20 protein-coding genes are annotated in these 20,275 nt (G+C 35.9%); 6 read left to right on the top strand and 14 right to left on the bottom strand.

Going from position 1 to position 20,275, the window contains the following annotated elements:
- Positions 1-2 precede the first annotated feature (2 nt).
- The 6 genes from yidC to CINF_RS05860 all read right to left on the bottom strand — a co-directional run bounded on the left by yidC (position 3) and on the right by CINF_RS05860 (position 4,320).
- The gene (gene yidC, locus CINF_RS05885; RefSeq protein WP_240156097.1) at positions 3-1,586 is read right to left on the bottom strand and encodes a membrane protein insertase YidC; all 1,584 of its coding nucleotides are present in this window, start codon (positions 1,584-1,586) and stop codon (positions 3-5) included.
- Positions 1,586-1,918: a membrane protein insertion efficiency factor YidD gene (gene yidD, locus CINF_RS05880; RefSeq protein WP_178696990.1), complete on the bottom strand. Its 333-nt coding sequence runs from the start codon at positions 1,916-1,918 to the stop codon at positions 1,586-1,588. The genes yidC and yidD overlap by 1 nt, the downstream gene beginning before the upstream one ends.
- A gap of 10 nt (positions 1,919-1,928) precedes the next feature.
- Positions 1,929-2,258: a ribonuclease P protein component gene (rnpA, locus tag CINF_RS05875; RefSeq protein ID WP_178696991.1), complete on the bottom strand. Its 330-nt coding sequence runs from the start codon at positions 2,256-2,258 to the stop codon at positions 1,929-1,931.
- Between the two features lies 1 nt (position 2,259).
- The gene (gene rpmH, locus CINF_RS05870; protein WP_178696992.1) at positions 2,260-2,394 is read right to left on the bottom strand and encodes a 50S ribosomal protein L34; all 135 of its coding nucleotides are present in this window, start codon (positions 2,392-2,394) and stop codon (positions 2,260-2,262) included.
- Positions 2,395-2,473: 79 nt separating this feature from the next.
- Positions 2,474-3,697 carry a hypothetical protein gene (locus tag CINF_RS05865; protein ID WP_178696993.1) on the bottom strand — a complete coding sequence of 408 codons (1,224 nt, stop codon included), beginning with the start codon at positions 3,695-3,697 and terminating at the stop codon, positions 2,474-2,476.
- A complete protein-coding gene (locus CINF_RS05860; protein ID WP_178696994.1) occupies positions 3,694-4,320 on the bottom strand; it encodes a uracil-DNA glycosylase family protein in 627 nt (208 codons plus the stop codon). Before CINF_RS05860 ends, CINF_RS05865 begins: the two co-directional genes overlap by 4 nt.
- 157 nt (positions 4,321-4,477) lie before the next feature.
- Between CINF_RS05860 and metK the strand changes: the two genes are divergently transcribed.
- The 4 genes from metK to CINF_RS05840 are packed head-to-tail and all read left to right on the top strand — an operon-like array spanning position 4,478 to position 7,973.
- A complete protein-coding gene (gene metK / locus CINF_RS05855; RefSeq protein ID WP_179974848.1) occupies positions 4,478-5,677 on the top strand; it encodes a methionine adenosyltransferase in 1,200 nt (399 codons plus the stop codon).
- Between the two features lie 55 nt (positions 5,678-5,732).
- Complete coding sequence (gene fliL / locus CINF_RS05850; RefSeq protein ID WP_178696996.1) at positions 5,733-6,278, top strand: flagellar basal body-associated protein FliL; 546 nt, start codon at positions 5,733-5,735, stop codon at positions 6,276-6,278.
- On the top strand, positions 6,275-6,649 hold the full coding sequence (gene acpS, locus CINF_RS05845; RefSeq protein WP_179974847.1) for a holo-ACP synthase: 375 nt from the start codon (positions 6,275-6,277) through the stop codon (positions 6,647-6,649). Before fliL ends, acpS begins: the two co-directional genes overlap by 4 nt.
- Positions 6,650-6,689: 40 nt before the next feature.
- Positions 6,690-7,973, top strand: coding sequence for an adenosylmethionine--8-amino-7-oxononanoate transaminase (locus CINF_RS05840; RefSeq protein WP_179974846.1), 1,284 nt, complete (start codon positions 6,690-6,692; stop codon positions 7,971-7,973).
- Between the two features lie 129 nt (positions 7,974-8,102).
- Here the strand turns inward: CINF_RS05840 and ligA are convergent, their stop codons facing one another.
- The 8 genes from ligA to hemH form a co-directional block, all read right to left on the bottom strand.
- Complete coding sequence (gene ligA / locus CINF_RS05835) at positions 8,103-10,049, bottom strand: NAD-dependent DNA ligase LigA (RefSeq protein ID WP_179974845.1); 1,947 nt, start codon at positions 10,047-10,049, stop codon at positions 8,103-8,105.
- A gap of 90 nt (positions 10,050-10,139) precedes the next feature.
- Positions 10,140-10,934 (bottom strand): peptide chain release factor N(5)-glutamine methyltransferase, encoded by a 795-nt coding sequence (gene prmC / locus CINF_RS05830; RefSeq protein ID WP_179974844.1) that lies wholly within the window; start codon positions 10,932-10,934, stop codon positions 10,140-10,142.
- Entirely contained in the window at positions 10,921-12,126 is a 1,206-nt protein-coding gene (locus CINF_RS05825) for a M48 family metallopeptidase (protein ID WP_179974843.1), read from the bottom strand. Before CINF_RS05825 ends, prmC begins: the two co-directional genes overlap by 14 nt.
- A gap of 6 nt (positions 12,127-12,132) precedes the next feature.
- Complete coding sequence (locus CINF_RS05820; protein WP_179974842.1) at positions 12,133-13,515, bottom strand: sodium-dependent transporter; 1,383 nt, start codon at positions 13,513-13,515, stop codon at positions 12,133-12,135.
- Positions 13,516-13,601: 86 nt separating this feature from the next.
- Complete coding sequence (locus CINF_RS05815) at positions 13,602-13,874, bottom strand: hypothetical protein (RefSeq protein WP_179974841.1); 273 nt, start codon at positions 13,872-13,874, stop codon at positions 13,602-13,604.
- On the bottom strand, positions 13,862-14,701 hold the full coding sequence (locus CINF_RS05810) for a class 1 fructose-bisphosphatase (protein WP_179974840.1): 840 nt from the start codon (positions 14,699-14,701) through the stop codon (positions 13,862-13,864). Before CINF_RS05810 ends, CINF_RS05815 begins: the two co-directional genes overlap by 13 nt.
- 134 nt (positions 14,702-14,835) lie before the next feature.
- Entirely contained in the window at positions 14,836-16,857 is a 2,022-nt protein-coding gene (locus tag CINF_RS05805) for an ATP-dependent helicase (RefSeq protein WP_179974839.1), read from the bottom strand.
- A complete protein-coding gene (gene hemH, locus CINF_RS05800) occupies positions 16,844-17,770 on the bottom strand; it encodes a ferrochelatase (RefSeq protein WP_179974838.1) in 927 nt (308 codons plus the stop codon). Before hemH ends, CINF_RS05805 begins: the two co-directional genes overlap by 14 nt.
- Positions 17,771-17,956: 186 nt before the next feature.
- Between hemH and CINF_RS05795 the strand changes: the two genes are divergently transcribed.
- Positions 17,957-19,678, top strand: coding sequence for a M3 family oligoendopeptidase (locus CINF_RS05795; RefSeq protein WP_179974837.1), 1,722 nt, complete (start codon positions 17,957-17,959; stop codon positions 19,676-19,678).
- A 1-nt stretch (position 19,679) separates the two neighbouring features.
- The gene (locus CINF_RS05790) at positions 19,680-20,111 is read left to right on the top strand and encodes a hypothetical protein (protein ID WP_179974836.1); all 432 of its coding nucleotides are present in this window, start codon (positions 19,680-19,682) and stop codon (positions 20,109-20,111) included.
- The last annotated feature ends 164 nt before the right edge of the window (positions 20,112-20,275 follow it).

The raw sequence follows: 20,275 nt of genomic DNA, 5'->3' as shown, positions 1-20,275 counted from the left end.
TTTTAAGCTTGTTTGTGTGCTGCTATTTCTTCTGCTTTATGCTTTGCAAACATTTTATTTACAAGGTATTGTTGTAATAGCGAGCAAAGGTTATTAATAAACCAATACAGCGTAAGACCTGCTGGGAACATCAAAAAGAAAAATGTAAAAATCACCGGCAGCCAGCGCATTAGCTTTTCTTGCATTGGATCACTAAAAGTAGTAGGCGTTATGCGTTGTTGTAAATACATAGACGCGCCCATTAAAATAGGTAGCACAAAATACGGATCTTTTATAGCCAAATCATTAACCCATAAAATCCACTCAGCACCTTTTAGCTCGATAGCATTTAAAAGCACGCGGTAAATCGCAAAAAACACAGGTATTTGAAGCAAAATCGGCAAACATCCGCCCATAGGATTAGCGCCGTGCTTTTTATAAAGCTCCATCATATGTGCGTTTAGTTTGGCTGGGTCGCCTTTGTATTTGGCTTGGAGTTCTCGCATTTTAGGCGCGATATCTTTTAGTTTATTCATAGATACCATACCTTTGTAAGTAAGCGGGAATAATATCACACGGATTATTAGCGTAAGCACTACTATCGCCCAGCCCCAGTTGCCCAAATAGCCATAAAGCCAGTTAAGAAAGGCAAACATTGGTTTTGAGATAAAAGTAAACCAGCCGTATTCTACCACATCGCTTAGACGCGGATTTATGCTTTTTAGAAGTTCATTATTCTTTGGCCCTATAAAGCCTTTTAGCATAAGCGCGCCACTAGTTCTAATAAAGGCTAGGGTGCTTTCATCTTTGGCATTTTGTATATATACTTCTAAATTTTTGTTTTCATCATAAAATAGCGTGGTGTAGTATCTATCGCTACTAGCTACTAAATCTATACCTCTAAATACTTCATCGCCTTTTGCATCGCCATCTTCGATTATCTCTAAGCTATCGCTACTAGTGCGTAGCATTGTGCCATGAACTGTATAGCCATCTACTTGCGCACTTGGGCGATGCCCTGCGGTGATGAAATAATCAGCATCAACGCTTACTTTGAGATCATAACTACCATTTGGGTAAAAAAGTATTTCTTTAATTAGGGTTTTATCGCCTAAATTTTGAGTTAATATCACGCTTTTTGCGCCAGTATTTAAATCAAGTTCATTTGAGCTTGCGCTGTATGTGTTTTTAAAGGCTAGGTTATTAAGCTCTGTGTTAGCAAAACGCACTTCAAGTGGCAGAGGTTCGTGGCTTGGAGCAATTAGAGTTGTTTGCTCGCCTTCTTCATTTTTAAACTTATCATTACTTAGGATAAAATTTGAAATCCTACCAAACTCATCAATGCTAGCATTAAAATCAGGTGCGCTTATTTTTACTAAAATTTTACTTTGCTTTTGTGCTGGGGCGTTTTGGGCGTTTTGTGCGTCAGGGGCGTTTTGCTTTATTGCTGGGGCGTTTTGGGTGTTTTGAGCGTTTTGCTCTATGGAGGTAGAGTTTTGATCTAATTGTTTTTTGGGCAAAAAATAATAATCATAAGCTACAAAAAACACCATAGATAGCACGATGGCAATAAAAAGTCTAGCCTGAGTGGATAATTTATCAATCACTATTTTTCCTTAAAATTTTTAATTAAATAAAATTTGTTTTGTTTGATTGGCACTAAAAAATAACTAATTTTTGGAATTTTGTCTAGTTTTTTTAGGCGCGCTGGATTATTATGCTTGCGTTTGATTATAGGATAATCCACGCCACCGCGAAATAGCTGATTACAACGCAAAATTCTAAGGCAAATTTTAAAACTAGCTATGAAAAAATTTTCATTTTTTAAATACCAAAGAGCGTAGTTTGAGCAACTTGGATAATACCTGCATTTTTGCCCAAAAAGCACTGAAATATAACGCTGATAAAAGCTTATAAGCTCATTTATAAATTTTTGCATTTTGTTTATGTTATTTAAAAGCGCCTATTTTAGAGATAGACCAAATTAAATTTTTGCTTAAATCACTAAAAGGCGCGCTGATTAAGCTTTGCTTGGCTGTTATTATATAAGAGCCGTTTTTTAGCTTTGGATAAAGGCTAGCAAATACCGCGCGTAAGCGTCTTTTGGCTTTGTTTCTTTTAATAGCATTGCCGATTTTTTTGCTAGCTACTGGCGCAAATTTTAACTCATTTTCATTAGCTAGAAAATACACGCTAGCATGCTCGCAGTGCCATTTTTTAGCATTTTTATAGATGGTGCTAAACTCAGCATTAAGCCTGATACGAGCATATTTTGCCAAATTAAGCCGCTAATCTTTTTCTGCCTTTTGCGCGGCGTGCGTTTATTACCTTGCGTCCGTTTTTGGTTTTCATTCGCACTCTAAATCCATGAGTGCGTTTTTTAGGCGTGTTGTGTGGTTGGTAGGTTCTTTTCATATTTTTTCCTTAAAATAAAATAAAGGGCGCGATTATAGCCTAGCAATTCTTAAAAGCTTCTTTTTTTGGTGTTTATAAATTATCTTTTTTGCTTTGTTATATTGACAAAACCTTTTGAGTTTACCTTATAAATATGCGTGCGATAAGCTACTTGTCCGTTGTTGATTATTTCATTAAAGCGCGCGTTAGTGCCGTTAAATAAAAATTGCGTGATTATGTAATCTAGGCCAAAAATAGTAGGATAAGCTACTCTATCAAATTTTAAATCAATGCCAAGAATTTTTGCCTTTGCCACAATTTCATCATCAATATCGCCAAAAGATGAAGCCACAAGCATTTTAGCCCTATCAGCACTTCTTAATAAATTAAAAAGCACAAGATCATAGCATATTTGCGTACAAAGCACTGCGTGTGGCTCTAAATCATAAACGCGAAATTGCGATGCTAAAAGCGAAGCGCGCAATAATGTGGTGTTTAAGAAAATCGAAGCATTTTGTAAGGCTTTGTTATTATCTAAATGGCTTTTTAAATCAACGCTTTTATTGTCTATTACATCAATATACGCATTTGGGGCGAAATTTTTAACTTGCTCGTTTAAGAGCTGGCTTAATCTGCTACCATCGCCAAAGCTAGCGATTTTATTATTTGCGTATTCTAAAAGCGCGCTAATTTGTGATTCATAATCAATGCCGCCAAAGACGATATTATCGTTATATTCTTTTGCTAAGCTAGCGTGTAAAGTAGGTATGTAAAAAAAGATTTTTTCGTATTTTTGTGCTGATATGATAGGCAAGGCTGCATCAGTTATTGGTGCGATTACATACTTAAAACCTTCGCTTTGTAGGGCTAGGATTGTTTCATCTAAGGTGCTTTCATCTTTGGTGATAAAAAATTTTATAGCCACAGCCTTATCGCTGCTAGCTGTGTAGGCTAAAATAGCGTTAGTTACGATAAAAGAATAGCTTTTGATGCTTTGTTTTGGGATTAGCACGGCGATTTTGGCATTAGCATTAATGGGCGTAAAAATCGCCTCAGCACTATTTAATTCAACCCCGCTTAATATAGCATAATAAGCATTTAGCAACTGGGTATTTGAAATATTTTGCCCAAAACGAGAAATAAAACTAAACACTCGCCCTTTTTTTAGTAGTTCAAAAAGACAGGCTATATTGCATTCTTGTGGTTCTAGGTTGATAAACTCCAAGCTTGCTGGTGGGATATTTGAGAGTTTATCAGCCTTAGCAAAGAGCGCATTTGGCGCATAAAACACTAAAAAAACAAAAAGTAAAATAATTTTTTTCATAAAAAAGCCTTTAATTTATGTAAATCTGCGATTATTTCGCATTTTAAGCTAGGATTTTTTGCTAAAAATGCCAAATCGTGCGTTGGCATAACTAGCATATCACCCAACCTATATAATCCGCCACGAACGCTAGTATAAGCATAGCCACTTTCTCCCATCAAAGCCTTAAATACTTGCGCTCCAAGTGCTATTATGATTTTTGGTTTAAGCATTTTTTGTTCTAAATCAAAATAGGGCTTACAAGGCTTTAAATTAGCGTTTATATCGTTATTTGCGATAAAATTTTCAAATTTAGAGCGCGTGGTTATGCATTTAAGCAAAAAGCTAAAATATGCGTTTGAAAATTCCTTGCCGATTAAAGCTTTAAATGCGTCTATATCGCGCTTTATACCATCATAAGCCATTAAGGATACAAAGATAATTTTTGCATCATAGCTATGCTCGCAAATATCGATTAAAACGCTATCTTGGCGGATTTTACAAAGCTGACAAAGATTGCATTCTTTGATATTTGTGTTGCATTCGTTTAAATCTTTGTAAAAATTTTGATTTTGCGATGGCGTGTAATGCCCTATAAAACTATATCCCATTGCTTTATGAAAATATAAATCATCTAAACTCATAAGCGCTGATTATATAAAAATAAACTAAATTTGTGCTTTTTAAATTTTAAAATTTTAAAATGAATTAGATTAAAATTTATTAATTTTACGCTTATTTAAAGTTAATTTGCTACAATGGGCGCCATTTTTTACATTCAAATATATTCAAGGATAAATAATGTATTTATTTACAAGCGAAGTAGTAAGTCCAGGACACCCTGATAAATGCGCTGATATAATAGCTGATAGCATTGTGGATGCGATTTTAAAGCAAGATCCAAATGGACGCGTAGCAAGTGAGGTTTTTGTAGCTGGCAAGCATGTAGTAATCGGCGGTGAGGTAAATGCTAAGGTTGATTTTACGCATCAAGATTACCGCGATATAGTAAAAGAATCTATTAAAAAAATAGGTTATTTTGATAATCCGCATTTTACGCGCGAGCAATGCTTGCATCCACAAGATCTTGAAGTTGATGTGTTTTTAAATCAGCAAAGCCCTGATATAAATCAAGGCGTAGATCAAGCAAGTGGCGAAATAGGCGCTGGCGATCAAGGTATAATGTTTGGTTTTGCAAGTTGTGAAACACAGCATTTAATGCCAGCAGCCATTACTTACGCAAGAATGCTATGTGATAAGGTTTATGAATACGCCCTAAATCATCCTGATCGTTTTGGTGTGGATATTAAAACGCAAGTTACCATTGATTATGGCACTAAGCAAAATTTTGAAAACTGCGCTCCACAGCGCATTCACACCATCGTAGTAAGTGCGCCAAGTGTTGATAATTTAAGCATAGACGAGGTAAGAAGCACGATTAAAGAGTTAATCGATAATGCCGGCTTGCCAGCTAATTTATACGATCCGCAAAATACTATAATTTATATAAATCCTACCGGGCGTTATGTAAATCATAGCTCATTACACGATAGCGGGCTAACAGGGCGCAAATTAATCGTAGATAGTTTTGGCGGGTATTCGCCAATAGGTGGTGGCGCACAAAGTTCAAAAGACTACACAAAAGTCGATAGAAGCGGGCTTTATGCTGCTAGATATATAGCCAAAAATATCGTAGCTGCTGGACTTGCTAAAAAATGCATAGTTCAGCTTAGCTATGCAATAGGCGTAGCAAAACCAACTAGCATTAGCGTTGATTGTATGGGTACAAATCTTAAAAGCGTGGGCGATGATGTTTTGAGTGATTTTGTGTATGAAAATTTCGCACTTACACCACGCTGGATTACTAAAAAATTTGGCTTAGATAAGCCTAGTAAAGATACATTTTTATACGCTGATGTCGCATCAAAAGGGCAAGTGGGCGTGCCTAGCTATCCTTGGGAGAGTTTAGATAGTGTGGAGTTATTTAAAAAATTAGGCTAATTTAAATGGTATGATTATTGCTACAATTAAAAAAATCTAATTTAAAGGGATCAAAATGGCAGAAGAAGAAAATAAAGAAAAGAAAAAAAGCACTAGTTTGGTGCTTGTTGTGGTTATTGGAATTTTAGTAATTCTTTTGGTGATTATAGGTTTGTTTGTGGTTTTATTGATGGGTGGCAATGAAGAAAACGAAAAAATCGCAGAGCAAGCAAGTAGCGCAGCAGTAGCAGCGGCCACGCAAGAGCAAAAAGCACCATCTCGCTCTATGCCAAAAGAACGCTCTAATGATTTTTTTAATGTCGGCCCTATGTATCCATTAGATCAATTTTTAGTAAATTTGCTTAGCGAAACTGGCTCGCGCTATCTTAAAATGGAGATAAACTTAGAATTAAGCGCAGAAACGCTAACGCCTGAAATAGACCAAAAAAAGCCACTTTTGCGTGATATAATTATTAGAATTTTAACATCAAGAACCTATGAAGATGTCAGCACCGCAAAAGGCAAAGAACGCTTAAAAGATGAAATAGCCACTAAATTAAATGAAATTTTACGCGATGGCTATATTAAAAATGTCTTTTTTACCGATTTTATCGTGCAATGATAGGCGTTGATGTAATTAGCATAGATCGCATCACAAAACTTAAAGCTAAGTTTGGCAAGCGTTTTTTAGGGCGTTTTTTAAACGAAAAAGAACTAAGCTTGGCTAAAAATGATGCTAGCATTGCTGGCTTTTGGGCTATTAAAGAAGCAACGGCAAAAGCCCTAGGATGCGGTATTTGCAAGGATTGTGATTTTAGTGATATAAGTATTTTTAAAAGCCCGCTTGGCGCACCTTGTGTTAAAATTTCAAAACACGCGCGCCTTGCTTATAAAAAACGCAAGCAAAAAAGCCTAAAAAAGCGCGCATTTGTAAGCCTTAGCCATGATGGTGGCATAGCCATTGCTGTGGTAAAATTACGCAAAAAGCAATAAATTTTCATATTTAAAATTTTAAAATACCAGCGAGGATAAAATGACTAACGCAGAGCTTTCAAAGCGCGATTTAGCGCATATTTGGCATCCTTGTTCGCAAATGAGCGATTATGATGAGATAATTCCTATCAAACAAGCTTATGGCGCGGTGTTAAGGGATTTTGATGGTAAAGAATATATTGATTGTGTTAGTAGCTGGTGGGTAAATATTTTAGGCCATAGTAATGAGCGTATAGCAAAAGCCATTGCTAATCAAGCAGATAAATTAGCACAAGTTATATTAGCTGGTTTTTCGCACGAAGCCATTATCAAACTAAGCGAGCGACTTTGTGCTAGCCTTGGCGCGCCTTTTAATAAATGTTTTTATGGGGATAATGGCAGTGCGGCCGTGGAGATTGCTTTAAAAATGAGCTATCATAAAAATAAATTACAAGGGCTTGAAAAACCGCTATTTTTAAATCTCAAAAATAGCTATCACGGCGAAACCATCGGGGCTTTAAGCGTTGGCGATGTGGAGATTTATAAGCTTAGTTATGGCGGAATTTTAATAAACGCAATTAGCACAAAGGTGCCAATGAGTTTTAAAGATAATGAAGTAAGCGAAGATGAAGCCCTAAGCGATCTTGCGAGCATTTTAAAAGATTATGGGCATAAAATTAGCGCATTTATTGCCGAGCCACTAATACAATGTGCTGGCAATATGAATATGCCAAGCCCTAGCTTTTATAAAAAGGCGTGCGAAATGGTAAAAAATGCTCGCATTGATGTGATTTTTGATGAAATTGCTGTGGGATTTGGGCGCACAGGCACGATGTGGGCGTTTAATCAAATTGGCTTTGTGCCTGATTTTATTTGTATTAGCAAGGGGATAACTGGCGGATTTATGCCTTTTAGTGTGGTGCTTACAAATGATAGTATTTATAATGAGTTTTTGGGGGATTTTTCGCGAGCGTTTTTGCATTCTCACAGCTACACAGGCAACGCCTTAGCAGCAGCTGGGGCAAATGCCGTGCTAGATATATTTGAAGATGAAAATATCATAGAAAAAAACCGCTCTTTGAGCGCGTTTATTTTAGCTGAGTTTGCTAGTTTAAAAAATCACAAAAAGGTGCATAATTTTAGACAATGTGGTATGGTTTTGGCTTTTGATTTAATAAATGTGCCAAAAAATAGCGTGAAAAATATGCGTTTTGAGGCTTTAAAGCGTGGTTTGGTGCTTCGCCCGCTAGAAAATTGCGTGTATTTTATGCCACCTTATGTAATTTCGCACGAGCAAATAAGCTACGCTGCTAGGCAAATTAAGCAAATGATTGACGAGCTTTAATGCTTGAAAATTTCGCTCTCAAATTTTAAAATTTTGTTCTCAAATTTTAAAATTCCGCGCCCAAATTTTAAATTTTAAAACACAAATTTTAAAATTTAATTTGCCCAACTTTCTAAAACCAGCCTAAAATCATTCATTATTTTGTGTGATTAGGGCATTAAACTGAGCTTCATTTAAAATTTCTACTCCAAGCTCTTTTGCTTTATTTAGTTTAGAGCCAGCATTTTGCCCGCAAAGCAAAAAATCAGTATTAGATGAAATCGCGCTACTTACGCGCCCACCAAGTGCTTCGATGCGTTCTTTAAAGCTTTGGCGTGGCGCACTTAGTGTGCCAGTTAGGACAAAGGTTTTGTTAGATATTTGGCTGGTTTGCGGGGTTTGCGTTTGTATTTTGGGCGTGATAAAGCTTAAAAGTTCATCGATTTTTTCACGATTTATGCGCATAAACTCCAAATAACTTTTTGCCATATTTTCGCCAAAACCATCTATGCTAATTAATTCATCATAGCTTGCGTTGCGCCAATTTTGCTTTTGGTGTTGGGCTATTTTTTTAGCAGCAACCTCGCCTATTAGCTCTATGCCAAGCGATGCTATAAAACGCTCTAAACTAGGCGTTTTAGAAGCAGCGATGGCGTTTAAAAGATTAGCGATTTTTTTATCTTTAAAACCTTCTAAATTTTCTAAATCGCTTTGTTTTAATCTATATAAATCGCTGATATTTTTAATTAGCCCAAGTTCATAAAATAGCCTGATTGTCGCACTACTAAGCCCATCGATATTCATACATTTTTTGCTGGCAAAATAAATCATATTATTTAGCACGCGCGCCTTACAAGCAAGATTTTGGCATTTTAAAATAGCCCCATCATCAAAAAGCTTACTATCACATTGTGGGCAAAATTTTGGCTTAATAATTTCTTTTTGCTCTTTCCCTGGCCTTAAAACGCCTGTGATTTTAGGTATCACATCGCCGCTGCGGATAATGCTAACCACATCGCCAATTTTCACACCAAGGCGACAAATTTCATCATAATTATGTAAGGTGGCATGCTGGACATTTGCCCCATCGATATTTACGCTTTGGCAAATCGCTTTTGGCGTGAGCGCGCCTGTGCGACCTACTTGCCACACAACATCTAAAATAATGGTGCTTTTTTCAAGCGCTGGGAATTTATAAGCTACCATAAAGCGCGGGAATTTCACCGTGTAGCCAAATTTTTCTTCTTGGCTTACATCATTTAATCTTAGCACCATCCCATCCATTAAAATACTAGCACTCTCGCGGCGCCTTAAAAGCTCATTATACGCATTTTGCGCGTTTTCTAAGCCAACGCAAAGCACGCAAAACTCATCTTGTAAAAAGCCAAGCGAGTGAATAAATTCCATTATTTGATTGTGTTTTGTAAATTTTAAATTATTCTCGCCCACGCCCCAAGGATAAAATTTCAGCCTCCTAGAGCGCGTAATAGCACTATCTAACTGTCTTAGGCTGCCAGCAGCGGCGTTTCGCGGGTTTGCTAGTGTTTGCTTGCCTTGTTTTGTTAATTCTTGGTTTATGGCGTTAAAATCGCTCTTTGTTATTAAAACCTCACCTCTAATTTCGATGCGTTCTTTGTAGGGGATTGTTAATGGTATGCTAGTAATTGTGCGCGCATTTTGCGTTACATTTTCGCCGATTTTGCCATCACCGCGCGTAATTGCGCTAAATAATTGTCCATTTTCATACAATAAATTCAAACTAGCCCCATCAAATTTTGGCTCTATATAAAGCTCTAAATTTTGTTTATTGCCACGCTCTAACCATTCTTTTAGCTCGTTTTGATCAAAAATATCCTCCATAGACCAAAGTGCTTTGATATGAGCCATTTTTTCAAAGCCTTTTAAAATTTCAGCTCCCACGCGGCGACTTGGTGAATTGCTAGCTATTAAAAGTGGATTTTTTGCTTCGTAGTTTAAAATTTGGCGGTAAAGCTCGTCATATTCGGCATCGCTGGCTATTGGCTTATCTAGGGTGTAGTAGGCGTGCGCCCATTCATTTAAAATTTTTATGGCGTTTTGGTATTGTTTTTCGTTCATTTTTTGCCTTTATTTAAGGGGCGAAATTTAGCAAAAATAGCTTTTATTGCAAATAAATTTTAAAATTTAACTTATTTTGAGTTTGAAATTTTAAATATGGGCGATAAAACCTCTTGTAAATCCTGCTAAATCCTTATAAAAACGCGCTTTAAATCCTGCGTTTTTTAGCGCAGTTTGCATGCTGGCTTTTTGGTCGTAGCCAATTTCACAGGCTAGATATTTACAGCGATTTTTGGCTTGTTTTATTAGATTAATTAAAATTTCATCACCTTTAATGCCACCAAAAAGCCCAAGACTAGGTTCATTTAATACGCTAATACTAAGTGGATAATCCCTTGCTATATATGGCGGATTTGAGATGATTATATCGGCGTTTTGGTTAAAATTTTCTAATAAATCGCTTTGTAAAAAACTGATATTTTTAACGCCAAATTTTTTAGCATTTTCTTTGGCTGTTTGTAGGGCTTTGAGGCTAAGATCTGTGGCTAAAATGTTGGTATTTGGCAAGCTTAAAGCCAGGCTAATAGCGATTATTCCGCTACCTGTGCCTATATCAATAATATTTTTAAAATTTTGTCTTTTGACAATTTTTAGGCATTTTTGCACTAAAATTTCAGTTTCAATGCGCGGGATTAAAACGCTAGAATTTACCATAAACTCGCGCCCTAAAAACTCGCACACCCCACTAATATACTCAAAAGGCTCCCCAAGGCTTAAACGCTCGCAAAGCTTTAAATATTCATCTTTTTGCTCGTTGCTAAGTTCATCGTTTAGCCTTAAAAATAGCTTTTCAAAGCTAATATTTAAAGCAAAGCACATAAGATCGCGGCGTTGTTTTGGGCTAAGTTGCGTGCTAAAAAGCCTTAGAGCATCAGCTATTTTCAAGTTGGCTAATCCTTTGGGCTAGGGTAGGGTGTGAGTCATAAATAAAGCTATAAATTTTATGAGAAAGCGGAAAGGCTTTATTTTGGCTAGCTAGTTTTTTTAGGGCTAGGATCATATCGTTTTTGTTGGTTAATTTTGCGGCAAACTCATCTGCTCCAAATTCGTGTGAGCGCGAAAATGCCGACATTAAAGGGGTAAATACCGCATTTAAAATCGCCCCATAAAGCATACAAAATATAATAAGCGAATAAGCACTCTCATCTAAGCCAATAGCCCCATAAACGCTAGCATTTAACGAGCCTGCGATAATAAAAAATATAAACATCACCACAGCCATCATAATGATATTTTTTATCATATCTTTATGCTTGAAATGCCCTAATTCATGTGAAAGCACGGCTAAAATTTCAGCTTGGCTTAATTTTTCAATCAGCGTGTCAAAAAGCACCACTCTTTTTGTGCTACCAAGTCCGCCAAAATACGCATTTAAGCGGTTATCGCGTCTGCTTGCATCCATTACAAATACCCCGCTACTTTTAAAGCCGCATTTATCAAGCAATGATGAAATAGCCACGCCTAGGCTTTCGTCATTAAGAGGGGTCATTTTATTAAAAATAGGTGCGATTAAGGTTGGATAAATTAGATTTATCAATAAAACCACGCAAAATGCAATCACATAAGCATAAACCCACCAAAAACGCCCCAAATAATCATAACAAAGGCTAAACGCCCACACGCCAAGTCCTGCAAATACGCACAAAAGCGCAAGTTCTTTGAGTGTATCGCTGATAAAAAGTTTTGGCGTTAAATTGCTAAATCCTAGCTTTTTATCTAGCACAAAACTTTCATAAATAGCAAAAGGCAAGCTTAAAATTGTGCTAATTAATAAAAAGCTAAGCACCAAAATTACGCCATTTAAGCGCGCATTTTGGCTAAGAGTGTTGATAAGCTCACTCAAAAATGCCAAGCCAAAACAAGACCAAATAAAAAGCATAATTAAATTAAAAATTTCAACAAACATAGAAAATTTTAATTTCACAAGCCTAGTAAGACCGGCTTTTTCATAACCAGCACTATCTAAGACCACAGCTTGCTCTTTCATGGCTTTTTTTACAAAATTATATTCTAGCAAGCTAAGGCCTAGCTCATAAATACTAACGATGCTATAAAGCGCAAGTAAAATATATAGCATAATTGCCTACTTTATAAAATTATCATAAAAACTGCTGATAAATACGATTAAAACGATAAAAGGAATAATGTATTTAACATAAAAAAACCAAATATCTACTAATTTAGCATATTTTTGGCTACCTCTTAAAATTTCAGCCTTAGCCTCGTCTTTTAGCACCCAGCCGACAAATATCGCACAAAGCAATGAAGTAAGCACAAAGAAAATATTAGCCGAAATCGCATCATAAGCATCAAAAATATTTTTACCAAAAATGCTAATATCAGCTAATATATTTGTGGCCAATAAACTAGGAATATTGCCTAGAATAAAAATCCCGCCAAGCACGATTAGAATGCAATTTTTACGGCTTAGCGTGCTTTTTTCTTCAAGCACTGTAATAATTGCTTCATAAATAGGCAAAGATGTAGTAAGCGCAGCTATCATCAATAAGCTAAAAAATGCCACCGCTACAAAATCACCAGCAAACATATGCGAAAAGACTATCGGCAAGCTCTTAAATACCAAGCTAGGCCCTGAGTTTGGCTCTATACCAAAGGTAAAAAGCGATGGGAAGATCATAAATCCAGCAAGCACGGCTATTGCGGTATTTAAAATGCCTGTGATTATGGAGGTTTGAACTAGGCTTTCATCTTTTTTAACAAAGCTTGAAAGCGTGATTATAGTAGCAAAACCAAGCGAAAGAGCAAAGAAAACCTGCCCCAAAACATCTATAAAAAGTTTTGTGTTAATCTTAGAAAAATCTGGCTTTAAATAATAAATCGTTCCTTCTAGCGCGCCATCTAAGCTTAAATTGCGCCCAACCATTCCAAGCATTAGCAAAAACAAAAGTGGCATCAGGTATTTTGCTGCGCGCTCTATGCCCTTAACCGCGCCGTTAATTAAAATAATATAATTTATAACCACAAAAATAAAGGTAAAAATGCCAATTTCAAGCGGTGAATTGTTTATGTTTTTTTCATAAAAACTGCTTGTTTGCTCAGCACTTAAAATGCCCTTGCCAATTTTTAAATCACCAAGCAAAATGCTATAAATATAATCAAGCACCCAGCCGCCAATTACCATATAATAAGCCATAATGCCAAAAGCACCCACAAGGCCGCCATATCCTACAATGCGCCAATATTTGCTAATTTCGCGCCCATTTACTTTGCCACCAAAAGCATCAACAGCATTTACTTGCATTCTTCGCCCGATGGCATTTTCTACAAGCAACATCGGTATGCCAATTAATATCATCGCTACAATAAAAACTAGCACATACGCGCCGCCGCCGTTTTGCCCTACTAAATAAGGAAAACGCCAAGTAGCTCCAAAGCCAACAGTCGCGCCAGCTACTGCTAACACATAAGTAAAGCGCGAACTCCAAAATGGTCTGTGTTGTTGCATTATTATCCTTTTTGCGTGTAAATATTTAAAATTTCTAGCTTTTTGGGGCGGGTGTTAAAATTTAAACATTAAAATTTGTTTAAATTTTAAAAAATAAATCCTCTATCCTCGCCTTGACACATTTTATCAAAGGCTGCTTTTACATAAGCATTGCGCTTTTTACATGCTAAAAGCTGCGAGCAGGGCAAGCAAGAGTTTAGATTATGCTCTGCTTGGCATTGTTTTAGTTCTTTGGTTTTATTTTCTAAATCAAGGCTAAAATATTTTGCTTTTTCATCTATGGCACTTTCTGGCTCATTTATATTTAAAGAGCTATTTTGATTTGCTTTAAAATTTTCATTAGAGTTTAGCGTAGGCATTGTTTTACCTTATTGATTTCGTATTTTGAGCCAAAATAACAAGGGCTAGTTTGGTGCGGGGTTTTTAGGTCTAAATCAAATAAACTATCATTTGAGCCATCGCTAGTTGCGCCATTTGCGTGCTCAAAAATCCACGCAAAAGGTAAAATTTCAAATGCCAATCTAAGCTTGCCATTTGGCGCATCAGCACTGCGTGGATAGCTAAAAAGCCCGCCACCTTTTAATAAAATTTGATGCAAATCGCTAACCATCGCGCCACTATATCTTAGGCGGTAACCTTCATCAAATAGCGATTTTATAAGCATAGCGTGCTTTTGCTCCCAAGCTTTTTGTGTGCCACCTGTGGCATTTAGCTTGCCTTTTTCGTTTAATTTTAATTCGCGCACAAGGCTAAATTTTCCTTTTTTATTTAATCTAAATAATAAGGCTTTTTTCTTACACAGCACTAATTCAGTGCGCGGTCCATAGATGATATATGCGCTAGCGATCAAATTTTGCGGGCATAATTCGTTTTTATAAATGCCAAAAATCGAGCCTACGGCAAAATTAACATCTACAAGCGAACTGCCATCAAGTGGATCGTAAGCGATGATGTATTTGCCGCTATTTTCTAGTTGTAGGGCGTTTTGTTTTTCTTCGCTGATTAGGGCTTTTATGCATTTTAGTTTTGAGAGTTTTTTTGTGATTATTTCATCGCTTAATATGTCTAATTTTAGCTGGGTATCGCCCGTAGCGTTTGTGCTGTTTGAGTAGCTAAAATCAGCGTATTTTAGGGCATCGCTTATGCTGATTGCGATTTTTTTGAAGCTTTTAAAAATTTTTTTCATTATTTGCCTTTAAAAAATTTTTGGATTTTAGCTAAAAAAATTTAAAAAAGTTAAGTTTTTAAGTAAATTTTTTAAAATTTTAAAGTGAAATTTTAATGTTAATTTATTTTAAATTTTAAACGCGCTTTTAAAATTTATTCAATCACAAAACCAGCTTCTTGAATAAATTGGCTTGCTTCAAAGCTAGTTTTGCCGTTTTTATCGTATTTTGCGTAACTTAAATAAAGCTCATCTTTTGCTCTTGTAACTGCTACATAAAAAAGCCTGCGCTCTTCTTCTAAACTCCCGCCTTGTGCCATTAAACGCAAGTTTGGAAAGCGCGTATTTGCTAAATCAATCACAAAAACTTGCCCAAATTCCAAGCCCTTGCTTGAATGCACGCTTAATAAATTCACCCCATTACCACTATTTAACTCACTCTTGCCAAGCACTAAAAAATTATAAAAACTAGCAAGCTCTTTATAAGTATTGCTAATAAGAGCTAGGCTTTTAGCCCTTGTGATGATGTTTTCATAAGCTTGTTGTTTGGCTTCTTCATTTAGGGTGAAGTTTTTTCGCAGGGCTTTTTTATGGGCTAAAAATTGTGCGATATTAGCATAAATGCGTGAATTGATGGCTGTGTTTATGGCGTTTTGCGTGTTTGTTGTGTTTTTGAGGCTGGCTAAAAGGCAGTAGAGATCATTTAAAAAATTAGCCCCGTTTTGGTTTAGGTAATTTAAAATTTGATGACCTTTAAAATTTGCGTTAAATGCGCTTTCATCGATATTTGTAGCATTTTGATAATCTAGCATATCATCAAAAAGCCCAAGTTCGTAATTTTTGCGCCTTTTATGCGTTAATCTTGCGTTTTGATTCGGGCATAAAAGCCCTAAGCGCATATCTCCATCGCCAAGCTGGCTAAGCAAATCAAAAATTTGTTTAGCCTTAGCTTCGCCTACGCCTTTTGCGTAGCCAAAAATCTCTATAAAGCTCATTATATCGCGCCCATTTAGGCTTAAAGCAAGCAAGCAAATAAGAGCTTTGATTTCTAAGCTATCAAAAAAACTACCACTACCACGGCGTTTTGAGCTTATACCTAATTCTTTTAGAGCTATTTCTATGCCATCAGCACTTGAATTATTGCGAAAAATTACGGCTATATCGCTTTTATCGTATTTTGAATCTTTTATTATTTGAGCTATGCCTTTGTATTGTGAGATTAGCTCGTTATAAACTAAAAGCTGAGGGGATTTAAACTCGCCAATTCTGCTTACTTTAAGCTCTTTTTCATAAAGGCGTGGATTTATGGATATCACGCGGTTTGCTAGCTTTAAAATTTTAGCACTACTTCTGTAATTTGTATTTAGGGTATAAATTTTAGCATCTTTATATCTATGCTTAAAAGAGCCGATTATTTCGATATTTGCGCCATTAAAGGCATAAATGCTTTGATCAAAATCGCCCACGCAAAAAAGGCTTTTTGAATTAAAAGCATCAATTAGCGAGCTTTGTAAGGAATTTGTATCTTGGTATTCATCTACTAAAATTTCATCAAAACTTGGCGCATTTTCGTTTTTAAGCTCTGTGCGCATTTTGAGCAATAAATCATTAAAATCCACATAGCCAAAACGCGCCTTTTCGCTTTCAAACTCACGCAAAATATCCTCATAAATATCAGCAAATACTGCTTGGTCTTGGTTTTTTTGGCTAAACCATTCTTTAAAGCTAATATCAAGCGCGCTATTTGTAAAAAGCGAAAAAATATCATACAAATATGCCCCGCCATAAGCACTAAGCTCGCTTAAATGATGAAACTGCCTAGCATTTACCAGGCTTTTTAGCAAGGTTTTTAGTTCGCTGGGTTGTTTTAAGATTATGTTTTTATTCATAGATTTAAGCAATTTATAAGAAATGGCGTGAAAGGTGCCAGCAAGCACTTTATTTGTAATGCTTTTGGGAAATTTTTTATTAAGTCGCTCCATCATCTCAGTAGCGGCTTTATTTGTAAAGGTTAAAAGCAAAATGCGCTCAGGCTTTATGCCAGAGTTTAGCAAATATCCTATGCGCGCTACTATGGTGCTAGTTTTGCCAGTGCCTGCTGATGCGATTATTAGATTATGCCCAGCACTAGCACTAGCTGCTGCTAATTGCTCTTGGTTAAGATTACTTAGAGGCATTAGTTTGCTTTAATTTATTTAAAATATAACGCATAAAATCCGTGCTATCATTTAGGGCTTTAACCACGATATATTCGCTAATGCCTATTTTTTTTGCATAAGCACGATATAAAATTTCTAGCTCATAATCACTCTCAGAGCAATCAATACAAAAGCTAAGCGGATAAATAACCACGCGCTCGCCCTTTAACCCATCAAGCACCTTTGAAATATTTGGTTCAAGCCACTTTACTGGTCCTAAATGGCTTTGATAAGCTAAATGAATGCCCTTAAAATCAAGCTTTTTACTAAGTAGTTCTATGTGTTCGTTGATGTGCTTTTCATATAAATCGCCATTTTCTATCATTTTTTTTGGCAAAGAATGCGCACTAAAAACTAAATGCGCGCTTTTTGTATCGTTAAGGCTTGATTTTATCGAGCTTGCGATAGCTGTGTTAAACTCATCATCTTTATAAAATGGTTCGATTTTTTTTGAAATTTCTATGCCTTGCTCGCTAGCTGCTTTTAGGGCATCATCATAGCTTGAAAGCACGGTGGTTTGCGAATAATGCGGATAAAGCGCAAAAAGAGTTATGCTTTTAGCATTTTTATATTTTGGTAAAATTTCATTTACAAAAGGCGTTGTGTAGCGCATAGCATAATCAAAAACAAAATCTTGTTGGACAAAATTTAATTTAGTAATTAGTCGTTGCGTTATGGCTACCATCGGTGATTTGCCACCTAGGGTTTCGTAGATTTTTTTAGTTTTTTTGCTTCGTATTTTAGTGATTAGATTGGCTACAAAAGAGCGAATTTTTGGGCTTTTAATAGGCAAAATATATTCATCATTAAACATATTTTTTAAAAAAATTTCTACCTCGCTTAAATCATTTGGCGCGCCCATATTTAGTAAAATCACCACATCTTTTTGCATTTTTATCCTCAGCAAATTTTAAAATAAAGGGCGGAATTTAGCTAAATTAGCTTAAACACAGCTTTTTAAAATCATAAAATTTCTAGTATTAAAATTTAAGCAAATTTTAATGCGTGTATTTTCTTGGCGCGTTTAGCGTGTTTTTTGCTATAATTTCACAATTTTTGCTAATTAAAGGATTAGATAATGTATGAATGGGATTTGGGCGAGTTTTTTGCTAGCCAAGATGGTGCTAATGGCTTTTGCGATGAATTAGAAAGCAAAAGTGCTAATTTTAAGCAACAATACGAAAAGCAACTTTACGCATTAAGCCAAGAAAAATTTGATGAAGCAATAGCAGAATATGAAATTTTAAACGAAAGCGTAGCGAAGGTGCTAAGTTATGCTCATTTAATGTTTAGCAAAGATACTAGCAAGGGCGCAATTTTAGCGCATTTTGAAGATAGAGTTACAAAGATTGAAGAAAATTTGCTCTTTTTTATGCTTGAATTTAACGCCTTGCCAAAACAAAAACAAGAAGATTTAATAGAGCAAACAAAAGGCTATGAATATTATTTAAGCAATTCAGCCAAGCAAAAAAAATATGAATTAAGCCTGAGCGAAGAGCGCATACTTTTACGCACGGCAAATACTGGCGCAAACGCATTTTCTCGCCTTTTTGATGAAAGTATGGCTAGGATGCGTTTTGATTATAGAGGGCATAGTTTAAGCGAAGAATTGGTGCTAGCAAAATTAAGTAGCCCAAAACGCGATGAGCGAAAAGATGCAGCACTTAGCCTATCAAAAGGCTTGGAGAGTAATTTACATTTGCTTACTTATATTTTAAATATAATTCGCGCAGATTTACGCAATGAGCGCGAGCTTAGAGGTTATGAATATCCACAAAGTGCTAGGGATTTAAGCAATCAAATCAGCAAGCAAAGCGTTGATGCGCTAATTGAAGCTAGCGAGGCGAGCTTTGATTTGCCTATTAAATATTATGCTACAAAGCGTGAAATTTTAGGATTTGAAGAGTTGTATGATTATGATAGATACGCTCCGCTTAGTGATGATGATGAATATTTTAGTTTTGAAGATGCTAAAAAGATAGTTTTAAATGCTTTTTATGATTTTGATGATGAGTTTGGCAAGATAGCAGAACACGGGCTAAAACACGGCTGGTGCGATGTAATGCCAGCTACTAATAAAGTAAATGGCGCATTTAGTCATTCAAGTGTAAGTAGCTTACATCCTTTTATATTGTTAAATTACACAAATAAACGCCGTGATATTTACACCTTAGCGCACGAGTTAGGCCATAGCATTCATCAGTTTTTAAGCTATAAAGCCGGCTATCTTAGCTCGCATACGCCACTTACTACGGCTGAGACCGCATCGGTGTTTTGCGAGATGCTGGTATTTGAACGCATTAAAGATCAAGCAAATAACAACACAAAACGCGCAATAATTGGCGCAAAACTTGAAGATATTTTTGCAACGCTTTATAGGCAAATAAACTTTACCACCTTTGAGCGTGAAATACACGCGATTAGCGGGGAATTAAGCAGCGATGAACTTAGTGAAATTTGGCTAAAACATTCACGCAAGATGTTTGGGGACTCTCTTAAATTAAATGAATATTACGGGATTTGGTGGAGTTATATACCACATTTTATTCATTCGCCATTTTATTGTTATGCTTATTCTTATGCTCAGCTTTTGGTGCTTGCAATTTATGGACTTTATAAAAGTGGCGAACTTGCTGATTTTAACGGGGTTTATACTGAGTTTTTATCTCTTGGTGGCTCAAAATCTCCAAAAGATATGGTGGCGATGTTTGGCTTTGATATAGAAAGTAAGGATTTTTGGCAAATCGGTATAAATGAAATTCAAAAATTAGTCGATGAGTTTATGGAGTTAAGGGGATAAAATGGGTGATGATTTTGTAGCTAGCAAGGAATTTGTAAGCTTAATGCAACGCCATGTTAGAGAGTGCTTTGAGCTGATTTTAAGCAAAAATGAAAGTTTTGATGTGTTAGTAAATATGAACTTTGTGCGCTTTAATCCGCCCTTGCCAGAGCATTTAAAACTCACAAATGAAGTAGCGCTTTTTGCTCTTAGCGGTTATGGGCTAAGTAGCGCAAAACTTATAAATGAAAGTTTGATTTTTGAGACAAGTTTTGGGGAGGAAAATTTTTGTTCAAGCGTTAGTATAGATTTTAGCGGGGTTTTGCGCATTAGCATTGATAAAACAACCTTACTAGTAAATCTTTCGCTCCCACCAGCTAAAACCAGCGATGAGGTGCAAAAAAGCGCCGATATTTTTAAATCTAATCCAAAAAATAAAGAAATTTTTAAATAAATTTTAATCTTAAATTTTAATATAAGCGTGGCAAAAAGCAATCACCACGCTAAAAATTAACTTAAATTTTAAATTTTAATTTCACTAGATTAAGTAAATTTTAAGCTAATCGATTTTTAATTTGGCGCGATATTTAAACTTAAATTTTAATTCATCACGGGTTT

Source organism: Candidatus Campylobacter infans, assembly GCF_013416015.1.
Taxonomy (GTDB): domain Bacteria; phylum Campylobacterota; class Campylobacteria; order Campylobacterales; family Campylobacteraceae; genus Campylobacter; species Campylobacter infans.
Note: the sequence above shows the minus strand (reverse complement) of the source record. Positions and strands in the feature narration are given on the sequence as shown.